This window comes from Pantoea sp. SGAir0183 (assembly GCF_043545505.1).
Genome location: NZ_CP028060.1, coordinates 1 through 11,155 on the forward strand (window position 1 = coordinate 1; position 11,155 = coordinate 11,155).

Sequence of the window (11,155 nt, forward strand, 5' to 3'; positions counted from 1 at the left end):
CATGCATATAGGGTGGATCTACAAAATGCAAAGTGCTTTCAGTGTCATGATCTCTCATGCATTGAATTGCATCACGGTTTTCAACGAGCACACCTGAGAAACGGCTTGCTACGGCAACGAGGTTATCTGGTTGCCTTGCAAAGATAGCCTGAGCGGTAGCGCTATTCCGTTTTGTATCCAGTCTAAAACCTGTAGAGCCTTTTGTTGCTCCTGCGCTGCCAAAGCCCATCGCAGCGCGGACTATAGTTCGCCTGGCTCTTTCTACAGGATCCTCTGACGGTTGATATGCGTTATAAAATTCTTCACGTGAATAGGGCGTAAGCGCGCATGCCTCAATAAGCTTTAAGCTTTTGCTGGAATCACGAAGGACTCTGAAAAGATTGACTATTTCACCATCAAGATCATTATAAACCTCTGCTTCACTAGGTTCTTTTTTCAACAGAACCGACGCAGCGCCGCCAAAGGGTTCAACATAACAACGATGGGACGGAAAGTGACTGGTTATCCATGACGCTAAGCGAAATTTACCGCCGTGATAACGGATAACAGGATGTTTTATTTTATCCATCATAATCATCACCGTTATCTAATGGGCAATGTCGGCCGGAATGCTCGGGCTCGTTATCACGAATTTGCGGACATTGGCGGTGATAACATTCACCATCTTTTCCAGCCGCACAGTGTTCCAGTGGTGCATCCTGAACCTGAATGGCTTTTGCCACGCGCGCCTCTTCTACTGACACAAGCCGAATTTCCACTGGATGAACGGGGCCGGCCTTAAGTTGACCGCCGTCTAAAGTGCTCAACTGTGCAGCAATCAGATTGGCTTCAAACTCGCTCAGCTTACGCATGTAGCCCTGACCTGTAGCGGCATCAGTGAAAACAAATGCAGCATTAGATAGTTGTATTGTTTTAGCCATTACCATCCCCCCAGCTATATTCGGAAGCAACTGGCCCAGGGGATTCACTGGCAAGAAATTGGGGATCTCCCGGCGCGCTTAGCACCTTTCCATCCTGAATGTATCCGGCGATGCTCAGCCCTTTCAGGCACATTTCGACTGTTTCGGCAGTAAGGCGAAGTCGGTTTAGCTGGTAGGTTTTGCGGTAAACGAATGCCCGCATCGCTTCCTCTTTCGACAGGTGATAACCAGAACGAGCGGCATGTTTAAGGCAGCGTTTAACCTGCTTGTCGCCTGGTTTACTGCGATACGTTCTCATCTGCTCTATCGACATCTGAGGCAGGTCCCAGGTGTGCCAGAAGGTTTTTTCCGTCTCGCGTATTATCACGTTTTCCCAAAGCATGACGACAGGGCGTCCCTGGCTATCGTTGCCCTCAACGTAGCGATAGCAAAATTTTTTCTCTTCCATTATTCACCGTCCTTAACTTTCAAATCGTTGTAACGTTGAAGGAAAAGCACACGTGCCTGGCGCGGGTTGAGCGGGGCGATAATGAATGTGGTATTTGCCTCAACACCATCCAGCATGGGCCAACGCTTGCCATCGTCTAAATCAAGGTCGCGGCGTTCGGTCGCGAGCATGACCAGATCCGCATTCTTGACCGGGGCGCTTATTGCGTGGGGTAAGCCGAATTTATCCGCTATGGCTTCCTCAACCGACTTGATCATGAGGCGGTAATCAGGCAGCAATTGCTTAAGCTGCGAATTAATGTCGCTGCAGTATGCCTCGGCGGCATCGTGCAACAGGGCTTCGAGCGCGAACTCTGGCTCTACCAGATAGCTGACGTGAACGGAGTGCTGCGCCACGCTGTAAAAGTCCTGCACATGACCGGTGAAGCGGCAGATGTTGGAAAGGGCGCAGGCGATGTCTTCAATGCAGATAGCATCCGCTGTCACATTGGTGTAATCGAAATGCTTGCCTGACTGAGTGGTTATCCATGACATAGTAAAATCTCATAAAAAAACCGCCTCAGATGCAGGCGGTTATGGTGAACGGCAATCAAAATTAAGGTTGTTTTTTGTACATCATCAGAACGGGATATCGTCGTCGAAATCAGGTGGAGGATTGCTATTATTACGAGGACCTCCACCAGCAGCCTGAGCTAATCGTGACTGTGGCTGTTGAGGTTGACCCCATCCATTGTTAACACCGCCACCTAACATTGAGCCCGGACCACTGTGCGTTTGCTGCGGCTGGCGTTCGTCTTTGTCAGTCAGTGAGGCAACGAGTTTATCCACCACCTCAGCGGGTAGGTTTTCTGTCGCTTCTTTATATGTTTTGCGGGTTTGTGGTCCAAAGGCCTGGCGAATTTCGAAGCGGTAACCGTCTTTTCCGTCCTGTTTGGTATAGAGAACTTTTTGCAGAACAAATCCGATGGGTTTGCCTTCCAGATCCTTGCAGTGATATTCGACTTCATTTTTGTCGTTACGGACTTCTGTAGCGTGTAGGGCTTTTGTTTTGGTCAGGCCCATAATCGCCTGAATCATTGCGTTCCCGCTGCGTAAGGGATTGCCGTCACGACCAACATAAGAAACACGCAGAAAGTTGATAGTGCCAACATCAGAATCAAGGGAAAACTCCATGGACTCTGATTTCGATTCGGCGTCTCGCGCCTGGGTAAAAATGGCTGATTTGATGGTACCAGCGTAAGCGCCACCCTCAGATGCGCCAGAAGGTCCGGCCGTCTTGGCTGATTCAGGATCGAATGTGAAAATTGGTTGCTGCATTATGCGGTTACTCCGTCATTAAGTTCGTAATAGTCCCGGATCGCCGTATCAACAGCGTTCAGGTCGTTATCAATCTGGAATTGGTCGAACAGGCCGATCGGGGATTTAACCGGGTCTGTGCCGTCTGACTGGGTGGTAAAGTAATAGCGACCGTCAGACACGCCAGTGCGCAGGGCAATACTGAACATCCCCTCAACCGTGATTTTCTCGTCCAGCATTTTGCCGATGGTCTTCATCTTGATTCGGCCGGCTGGTGTCTCTTCCGTGTGAGCGAGGAAATAAACAATCAGATCGTCTTCCGCTGCCTGCGCCGCCCGGATCACGTCCCATGCGCCGCCCCCAATCTCTGTGAACTTCTCGAACGACTTTTCACTGCGGCGCCGCATGAACTGGTTACCCATCACATACTGAAAATCGTCAACCACAACGAATTTCTTACCGGCGCGGCGGGCGTGGGTGATGATCAGCACAATGTCGCCAGGCACATCAGTAAAAAACACGTTGCCGGTTTTGGCGGTGAAATCGCGAGGTTTCCAGCCAGAGGATTTAAACGGGAGACGTTTGTTTTCCGGGTTAACGAGAAAGCCATCATCAGGTTTCAGGTGCATCAGGCTGGCAGACTTGCCTGAACCGGAATCACCCAGGATAAGAACCGGAATGCCCATATCAGCCCTCCAGGTAATGTTGCATGGTAAATTTCTGGTCTTCATCCAGATCCATATTTGCCAGCGCCCAGCGAAGATAACCCTGGTCCTGTCCGGCAATCTCTTCGAAGGTTTTGCCCTTATGCTTGCCAAAGCGCATCGTGTGAAGCAGGGAAGGCCGCGCAGATATGTCGCGCATCTGGGCTATCGTCAGGCGCGCGTCACGGTTCAGACGTAGCAGAAGCGCCGCTGTAACGTAACAGTCGTACAGCGCCCGGTGCGCGTGAAGGTTTTCAGGCACATCAACATCGAGCATGAAGTGATAACGCAAATACTGGTTGGAATGGCTTTCCAGCTCTGGATAAAGCTTGCGGGCCAGTTTGAGCGTGCAGATCCACGGCGCGGTTATCTGTGGCAGCTTTGGCCGGTCAAACGCGGCGTTGTGCGCCACGTAAACGTCGGCACCCAGATAACGATCAATTACATCGCTAAGTGGCGGGGCATCGGCAACCATCGCCTCAGTGATGTGATGCACTGCCATGGCGCCAACGGTAATCGGCTCGGGCGGCTTAACAAAATCGCTCATAGGGTTACACAGTTTGCCGCCAACGATGTCGATACTGGCCAGTTCACACACGCCACCTTCAAAGCTGGTAGTTTCAGTGTCGATCACGCGAATGATGGTGGACATTCAAAGCTCCTGATTTAGCGTCCGCGTTTGCTTCACGCTGGGCCAGCTGGTGGGCCAGCATTTCCAGATCTGCCGGACTGATTTGATTTTGCTCGCACAGCGCCAGGATGGTACTCAGCGCCAGCGAACGCATTGCCTCATTAAGGGCGAATTCAGTGGGGATGGTTGTCACTGTCATAGCAGGCACATTCCCGCCACCACACACAATGCGATAAGCAGCGGCGTCAGCCAGTGGCGCGGCTTTGGATGGAAATCAGCGCCCGTCAGGCGATGTTTGAACTGCAGGCGATCTACAGGGCTCATGAGATACGTCTCCTTGGTTTGCCCTGGCGCGCTGCCGGGACGCGGATTGTTTGCTGGTAAAGGTTTGCGCAGCCTTTGTCGCTGCAGAATGAACGGACCTCGCTGCGGTTCCAGAATCTGATAGCAACTTGCTTTATGTCCGTGGGGTGCCGGAACCGGGCGCAGTATTCGCACAGTTCCGATTCGATAAATTCCGTGCCTGACTCGAGTAACAGCCATTCGAAATGGCGTTCCCGCTGGCCGTTCTCATCGATGTAATAAACAAAGGTTTCATCCTCACCCTTATAATTCGGTTCGATTGTGCAGCCGTCGAAAACGACAACGAGGGCACCGATACGGATCGGCGTTCCCTCGGGCAGTTCGCTGATGCGCTGCCGGGTCAGTTTTGGGATGAAATTCATGGATACCTCGGAGCGCTGAAAAGCAGTCAAAAAAATGCCCCCGAGGCGGGGGCCAAAGACTACACAGCAATGTGGGGTTGTGGCGCCAGGTGCTGATCTTCTGGTTGTCTCGAAGGACTGCAATTCACCACAACGGGGAGAGCGCTACCTTTGACCACCTTACGCCGCATACCCGTAACGCTGCCTTTGCGACCTAACTACCACGCCGCCAGGGGAGGTTACACAGGTGCTGACACGCATATCCGGTGTAGCGCTCTTTCCGTTGTGTGCTGGCCCCATCCTCCAGCTTCAAGCCCGCGTTTACTTTTAAGTCCAACTGAACTGCTGCGGGATTCCGGACTTTGCCCTGGTGAGGCGAAAAACTTACTGACCAGTTCGTTTTGATGTTGCGCCTGCTATTTTACGCAGATCAAAAAAACTGATGAAGATTTGCGCTTTGCACACTACATCCCGCCAGTGTTGCCCGTTCGCCGCCTTCACTTTCGCGCGGGGGTAGCCTTCTCACCGACCGGATCGCGCCCGGTGATACGCCGCATTTATGCGTTGGGGTCTAAACAAGGTTCGTGTGCTGTTTCGACTTTGCGGATTGTTAAAGAGCAGAACAGCTGTCTGCGATGGGCTGCGTCTTGCTGTGCAATAAACGTTACCCCAAGGTAATCCACCTGTCTATACCCAAAGGTAAACAATTTAGGCGAAAAAGTTTACCTGATTGAAATTTCAGGTAATTTAATTTTTTGACTTGAGAGAGTTCAGATATAAAAAAACCCGCTTGAAGCGGGTTAGATTTGATGGCTTACGGTATTTTTTGCCACTTCACATCGATCACAGTGCCGATAATGGTGCAATTTCCGTCAATTTCAGTAATGGGGTATTGGGGATTAAGGGGCTTAAGGAACTTACGACCGGCATCCTCGATATACATTTTGAAGGTTGCCTCATTGTCATTCGTTAACTTGGCGACAACCAGTTTACCGCTTTTTGCTTCTTTGCTGGGATCCACCAAAATAATCATGCCTTCTGGCACGGTGAATCCAACCGGGGAAGTCATTGAATCACCACGAACCGTGAGCCAGAAAGATTGAGGACCAGCATTGATAGTTGTTTCTGGCCACTCGTCAATTTCATGTAATTTGTAGGGCTCTATAGCTTCTAGCCATTGCCCTGCGCTTACCCAGCTGATCAACGGGAATCCTTTCGTTTCTTTGTGTTTCTGTGCGAACTGGACATTTCCATGGCCATCATCAGAAATGCCATCCATCCAGCCACGCGGTAAAGAAAAAGCTTTTTCGATGACTTCAACCATATCATCCGCGATTCGCTTTTTACCTTTTTTACCATCTTCATAAAGCATGCGCGAGACGTAAGAAGGTTCTCTTTCGATTTTGCGAGCAACATCCACAGCTTTTCCGCCGCAGAACTCATCTCGAATCTGTATTAGGCGCTGACGCCTTTTCTCGTATTTGTCCATGTCCGACATCATAAATTTATTTACCCTGTGGTAAATGGCCTGCGGGTATTGCTTAAAGCGTTACCTGTGGGTAAACTCCATCAGATTAAAGGTAAACAGGAACCATGAGATGGAAGAGTTACGGATCTACCTAAACGCCCTATCTCTCAGTGAGCAACGCACTTTTGCGGATACGTGCGGAACAACCATTGGTTATTTGCGTAAAGCGTTGAGCAAAAACCATGAGCTTGGACCGGCGCTGTGCGTGCTCATTGAAAAAGCCAGTGATGGAAAAGTTACACGTAAAAACCTCCATCCTACTGACTGGGAAAGCATCTGGCCTGAATTAAAAGCGGCTTAATTTCAACAATTACGAGGGAAGAAAGTAAATGGAATCAACTGCAATTTCGAGCAATTCGGTACGTGTTAACTGTAAGCCGGAAACGCTGGAGAGCTTTTTTCACCGTGAGGCAATCACTCAAGGTAATAAGGCCCTGGCGCTCGATATGGGGATTCATCCTTCTGGTCTCAGTCGTCAGAAGATCCGCATCTGTCAACTGGCATGCCGAATGATTCACCAGCTGGGTTTGCCAGAGGGATGTATTGCGGCGCCGGGGTGTGAGCAAAACGTGATTCTGACAGGTGAAGAGGCGCGAACGCTCTTATCGATGCTTGAGAACATTCGTTTGAAAGAGGGGGGCGCTGGTGGATGAAAGGTTTGTTGAAACCGACAAGCGCTTTCAGGACAAGCGCGGCATTGTCGTGCGCATCATCAGTTACGACAGGCAGGAACGCAGGGTCATCTTCATGCGGCCTGATTACGAACATCTGTGCTGTGTGCCGAAATGGTACTTCGAGAAGTATTTCATTGAGGTGGGAAAGAGCGACTGAACAGCGCGAACTGTCCAGTCGTGTACAGCGTTGCTTTTGGGAAGCGAGGTTAATTATGCGACAAAAACGCCGTAAGCCGCAACAGGAAACTACTGTACATAAAGACATGGCGCGGGATGAACTCGCACGCCAGTATTCACCTGATGCCTGTCGGCTGCTACGTCAGGCACTGGAGCAGGCGAAGCGGGAGAGGTCCGGCCATGAGTAATACCGCAGAAATAATCCAATTTAGCGCCCGTCCGGGGCGTGAGGAGCAGCGCGTGGCCGATACCGAAGATGGCTTCATGCGTGTCGCTAATGAGCTTACCGATCAGCTGTTACTGGCTGATCTTACTGCTCGTCAGTTAAAAATCATGCTGGCCGTGATGCGTAAAACCTATGGTTTCAACAAGTCCATGGACCGGATTACCAATACCCAGATCGCTACAATGACGGGCATTCACCATACACACGTATGCTCTTCTAAGCGTCAGCTTATCGAGCGTGGATTTTTAGTCCAGGGTGGCTCGAAAGTGGGCATCAACAAGTATGTCTCAATGTGGGATATGAAGAAGATTAGCCAAAACAGCGAATGTTTAGCTGACTCAGCTAATAAAAGTTTAGCCGAAACAGCTAATACCCATTCGCTAAAACAGCTAAACACAAAAGACAATATTCAAAAGACAATAAATACAGATCCCCCTAAAGCCCCAAGGGGGAATTTTCGGAGGAAGTTTTATCACAGGCAAAACAGGTCCTGGAGTATTACAACGAGGTCACAGGCACCACCTGCCGCTCTGCAGAAGCTTTTGCCGTTTTACTTACTGAACGTCCGTCCCGCGAAGCCTACACCGTTGATGACCTAAAGCTGGTGGTGCGCTGGGTCGCGGAGACGTGGAAACGCCGTAACGGTACGGTCGCCAAGCCCGCGAACATCTGCCGTGTGAACCGCTTTGACGGCTATCTGGCTGATGCCACCCAGTGGGATGAAAATCAGGTTGAAGTTGACTGCGATGCCGTGATCGATGCGTACAACGATTTAGCGGCCGGCCGTCTGATGTATGCCGAAATTGACGAAGACAGAGTGAAGGCTATCCGCCGTCTGGCGACACACTTCCCACGTGAAAAATCGGCAAACGAGTGTTTCCGCAATTATTTCAGCGCTTTTTTCAATGAGGCCCGCGCATCCTATTTCGGCAAAAGCAACAGCGGCTGGCATGCAAACTTCGACTGGCTGATGAAGCCTGACACGTTACTGATGATTCGGAGGGGCAACCATGTCTGATCTGTATCTCGAAGCCAGCGTGCTGGGTTGTCTGCTTCATTCCGGTTTGACGCCTGATGCCTACGATGTCCTGGCTACCGTCGAGCCAGCAGCATTCACGAACCCGTTTTACTCAAAGCTGTATACCGAGATTAAGCGCCAGGCGACGCAGAAAAAAATGATTGATGCGCTGCTGGTGGCTGAGGCCATGGGCAATGAAAACGGTATTTTTGCTGATGTGATGGAAACCATGAAGATGGTGCCCAGCGCGGCGAACATGAAAGGCTATGCAAAAAGCCTCAATGAAAAATACATGGTCCGGGGCTTTATCAGTCTCATGGAAAGCCATTACGAGAAGATCACCAGCGCCTACAACCATGATACCGCGATGGAAGGTATTCAGGACTTCACGCGCCAGCTGATGAACATCAGTCGGCCAGATGAAGAAGTGCTGCCGGTCCGCGCCAGTGAACTGCTTAACGGGTATATGGACACGCTGGAAAAACGCGTGGCCGGTGATGAAGAGTCGAACACCATCAAAACGGGCATTGATGATCTGGACGAAATCACAGGTGGTTTAAACGACACCGACCTGATCGTTATCGCTGCCCGCCCGGGCATGGGTAAAACCGAGCTGGCATTGAAAATCGCCGAGGGCATAGCCCAGCGCACTGTTTCTCTCGGTACTGAGCGGGTGCAGCGCGGCGTTCTGATTTTTAGCATGGAAATGCAGGCAGGCCAGATCATCGAGCGCCAGCTGGCGAATGCGTCCAACGTTTCAGTTTCCAAACTGCGCAAAGCCAGCCACCTTGACGATGAGGACTGGGGCCGGATCTCCATGGGGCTGGCTGAGCTTGCGAATCTCGATGTCTGGGTTGTCGATGCAACAAACCTCAGCATTGAACAAATCAGAGCGGTGGCCACACGTCATAAAAATCGTTATCCGGGTCTGTCGCTTATCCTGGCTGACTATCTGGGGCTCATCAAAAAGCCATCGGCAGAACGTAATGACCTGGCGATCGGTGAGATAACACGCGGCCTCAAAACCATGGCGATGGAGCTTAACACGCCCGTTATCTGCCTCAGCCAGCTGTCGCGCGAAGTTGAAAAGCGCCCGAACAAACGCCCTTTAAATGCCGATCTGCGTGACAGTGGCAGCATTGAGCAGGACGCAGACGGCATCTGGTTCATTTATCGCGATGGTGCCTATAACCCGGACAGCCCGGCCGCGCACCTGGCTGAAATCATTATCGGTAAAAACCGTCATGGCCCACAGGGTGGCGTGGTTTATCAGGAATTCCGAAACGGCCATTTCCGTGGAACAGATCAGGCAATAGCGGCGCAGCTTGCCCGCGAGAGACCGGCGCACGCTGGCCGGGATAAATCATCACGCAACGGTAATGAATCAACGGGGAGACTATTTTGATCAAAATTTATGACATCACGCCATTGGGCAAGCCCCGTCAGACTCAACGTGACCGCTGGGCAAAACGGCCGGCTGTCCTCCGGTACCGGGCATTTTGCGATGAGGTGCGCTTAAACCAAATCAAGTTGCCTGACAGCGGTTGTCACATCACGTTTGTATTGCCCATGCCCGACAGCTGGAGCAAAAAGAAGCGTGCGCAGTTCAGCGGCCAGCCCCACCAGCAAAGGCCCGATGTCGATAACCTGCACAAAGCGTTGATGGACGCCGTGTTTGAAGAAGACAGCGCCGTATGGGATGCACGTATTACAAAAATCTGGGGAGAAAAAGGGCAGATAAGGATCGAGAGCATTGCCTGAAATTATAAACGCAGCAAAATTCAGTAAGGAGAATCACCTTGAACCTTGAAAGCACGATAAAGTTTTTCGCACCAAAATCACCTATGTTCAGCGATTCTCCACGGGCAACGGCCAGTGACAGCCTGGATATTTCGGATGTGATGGCATCCTTCGGACTGACTGGCGCGCAGGCTCGTTTCGGATTTGAATTATTCCTGTCCAAGCATGGCATCACGTCCAGTGATCGCGCCGTAGAAATGTTAACTGAATTCGGTCTGAGTAAGGCGGGGCTTTTCCGGGCAGTCGCCGAACTCGATGAGAATATTAAACGCGAATTTGTGCAATTGCTCGCAACGTTTGCCTACATGGACTATTCGCGCAGCGCGGCAAGTACACGCCCCTGCACCTGCTGCGGTGGTACCGGGTTTATCGACGCGGAGGTATTCACCACTAAATCACACATGCCTTTTCCGGCGCGGGAGTTGGTGAAAGCCTCAGTACGTATGGGCGTCGAAGGCTTCGTACCGTCCAGTTATGAAAAAGTCAGAGAGGTAAGAGAGATTCAGCGTGTCCGTTGCGGCACCTGTGAAGGGAAGGGCATGATCAGCAATGCGTGTCGCTGTCATGGTAAGGGTAAGGTGCTGGACATTGAGCAGAGCGAGATTCAGGGCGTACCTGTCATGAAAACCTGCACGAAATGCACCGGCCGCGGCTATGCGCGCCTGCCTGCTGAAACTGTGCGCCGTGCTGTTGGGTATGCCGTTATGGCAGTGAGCCAGCCAACGTGGTCACGCAATTTCAAACCTTTCTATGAAGCGCTCATTACCCAGTGCCACAAGGAAGAGTCCATAGCGGGGGATATGCTACAGCGTGTGACCGGAAACAGTGAAATCAGGAATATGAAGCAATAAGATTTATCTCATGTATTGACGGCGTGAATAAAATGGACCATTATCACGCCAATGATGGGATTTCTCCGCGCTGTTCATCAGCGGGGAAAAAACCGGACAGTTGCAAGTTGTGGATTAACTGAAAGCGCCCGCGGCCTTACCAGCCAGCGGGCGTTTTTGCTTTAAAGGCTTGTGAGGTG

At 51.2% G+C, this 11,155-nt stretch carries 19 protein-coding genes and 1 pseudogene; 9 read left to right on the plus strand and 11 right to left on the minus strand.

Features of this window, described 5'->3' with window-relative positions:
• From C1N59_RS22440 to C1N59_RS22490, 11 genes are all read right to left on the minus strand, one after another.
• On the minus strand, window positions 1-568 hold a 568-nt coding region (locus tag C1N59_RS22440; RefSeq protein ID WP_394551352.1), incomplete at its 3' end, for a DNA adenine methylase.
• A complete protein-coding gene (locus tag C1N59_RS22445) occupies window positions 561-920 on the minus strand; it encodes a hypothetical protein (RefSeq protein ID WP_394551354.1) in 360 nt (119 codons plus the stop codon). The genes C1N59_RS22440 and C1N59_RS22445, both read right to left, overlap by 8 nt.
• Window positions 913-1,368 carry a hypothetical protein gene (locus C1N59_RS22450; protein ID WP_394551356.1) on the minus strand — a complete coding sequence of 152 codons (456 nt, stop codon included), beginning with the start codon at window positions 1,366-1,368 and terminating at the stop codon, window positions 913-915. Before C1N59_RS22450 ends, C1N59_RS22445 begins: the two co-directional genes overlap by 8 nt.
• Window positions 1,368-1,901, minus strand: a complete 534-nt coding sequence (locus tag C1N59_RS22455; protein ID WP_394551358.1) for an HD family hydrolase — start codon at window positions 1,899-1,901, stop codon at window positions 1,368-1,370. The genes C1N59_RS22450 and C1N59_RS22455 overlap by 1 nt, the downstream gene beginning before the upstream one ends.
• Before the next feature lie 84 nt (window positions 1,902-1,985).
• Window positions 1,986-2,684: a hypothetical protein gene (locus C1N59_RS22460; RefSeq protein ID WP_394551360.1), complete on the minus strand. Its 699-nt coding sequence runs from the start codon at window positions 2,682-2,684 to the stop codon at window positions 1,986-1,988.
• Complete coding sequence (locus C1N59_RS22465) at window positions 2,684-3,349, minus strand: ATP-binding protein (RefSeq protein WP_394551362.1); 666 nt, start codon at window positions 3,347-3,349, stop codon at window positions 2,684-2,686. The genes C1N59_RS22460 and C1N59_RS22465 overlap by 1 nt, the downstream gene beginning before the upstream one ends.
• Window position 3,350: 1 nt before the next feature.
• Window positions 3,351-4,019, minus strand: a complete 669-nt coding sequence (exoX, locus tag C1N59_RS22470; RefSeq protein ID WP_394551364.1) for an exodeoxyribonuclease X — start codon at window positions 4,017-4,019, stop codon at window positions 3,351-3,353.
• Entirely contained in the window at window positions 3,988-4,197 is a 210-nt protein-coding gene (locus C1N59_RS22475; protein WP_128392019.1) for a hypothetical protein, read from the minus strand. The genes exoX and C1N59_RS22475 overlap by 32 nt, the downstream gene beginning before the upstream one ends.
• Window positions 4,194-4,322, minus strand: a complete 129-nt coding sequence (locus C1N59_RS22480) for a hypothetical protein (protein ID WP_257793782.1) — start codon at window positions 4,320-4,322, stop codon at window positions 4,194-4,196. Before C1N59_RS22480 ends, C1N59_RS22475 begins: the two co-directional genes overlap by 4 nt.
• Window positions 4,319-4,723, minus strand: coding sequence for a hypothetical protein (locus C1N59_RS22485; protein ID WP_394551367.1), 405 nt, complete (start codon window positions 4,721-4,723; stop codon window positions 4,319-4,321). The genes C1N59_RS22480 and C1N59_RS22485 overlap by 4 nt, the downstream gene beginning before the upstream one ends.
• 793 nt (window positions 4,724-5,516) lie before the next feature.
• A complete protein-coding gene (locus C1N59_RS22490; RefSeq protein ID WP_110957205.1) occupies window positions 5,517-6,203 on the minus strand; it encodes a LexA family protein in 687 nt (228 codons plus the stop codon).
• A 97-nt stretch (window positions 6,204-6,300) separates the two neighbouring features.
• On the opposite strand from C1N59_RS22490, the gene C1N59_RS22495 reads away from it, so the two are divergent.
• The 9 genes and pseudogenes from C1N59_RS22495 to C1N59_RS22535 all read left to right on the plus strand — a co-directional run bounded on the left by C1N59_RS22495 (window position 6,301) and on the right by C1N59_RS22535 (window position 10,976).
• Entirely contained in the window at window positions 6,301-6,531 is a 231-nt protein-coding gene (locus C1N59_RS22495; protein ID WP_028715519.1) for a transcriptional regulator, read from the plus strand.
• Window positions 6,532-6,559: 28 nt separating this feature from the next.
• Window positions 6,560-6,883 carry a hypothetical protein gene (locus tag C1N59_RS22500; protein ID WP_394551370.1) on the plus strand — a complete coding sequence of 108 codons (324 nt, stop codon included), beginning with the start codon at window positions 6,560-6,562 and terminating at the stop codon, window positions 6,881-6,883.
• Window positions 6,876-7,061, plus strand: coding sequence for a DUF4222 domain-containing protein (locus tag C1N59_RS22505; protein WP_394551372.1), 186 nt, complete (start codon window positions 6,876-6,878; stop codon window positions 7,059-7,061). Before C1N59_RS22500 ends, C1N59_RS22505 begins: the two co-directional genes overlap by 8 nt.
• Before the next feature lie 55 nt (window positions 7,062-7,116).
• Window positions 7,117-7,269 (plus strand): hypothetical protein, encoded by a 153-nt coding sequence (locus tag C1N59_RS22510; protein WP_264272045.1) that lies wholly within the window; start codon window positions 7,117-7,119, stop codon window positions 7,267-7,269.
• A pseudogene (locus tag C1N59_RS22515) lies at window positions 7,262-7,759 on the plus strand (replication protein); the annotation flags it as partial. The gene C1N59_RS22510 and the pseudogene C1N59_RS22515, both read left to right, overlap by 8 nt.
• Before the next feature lie 152 nt (window positions 7,760-7,911).
• The gene (locus C1N59_RS22520) at window positions 7,912-8,325 is read left to right on the plus strand and encodes a hypothetical protein (RefSeq protein WP_394551374.1); all 414 of its coding nucleotides are present in this window, start codon (window positions 7,912-7,914) and stop codon (window positions 8,323-8,325) included.
• A complete protein-coding gene (locus tag C1N59_RS22525; protein WP_089517263.1) occupies window positions 8,318-9,730 on the plus strand; it encodes a replicative DNA helicase in 1,413 nt (470 codons plus the stop codon). Before C1N59_RS22520 ends, C1N59_RS22525 begins: the two co-directional genes overlap by 8 nt.
• Window positions 9,730-10,086, plus strand: coding sequence for a RusA family crossover junction endodeoxyribonuclease (locus C1N59_RS22530; protein ID WP_041456118.1), 357 nt, complete (start codon window positions 9,730-9,732; stop codon window positions 10,084-10,086). Before C1N59_RS22525 ends, C1N59_RS22530 begins: the two co-directional genes overlap by 1 nt.
• Before the next feature lie 38 nt (window positions 10,087-10,124).
• Entirely contained in the window at window positions 10,125-10,976 is an 852-nt protein-coding gene (locus C1N59_RS22535) for an antitermination protein Q (protein WP_193553033.1), read from the plus strand.
• The last annotated feature ends 179 nt before the right edge of the window (window positions 10,977-11,155 follow it).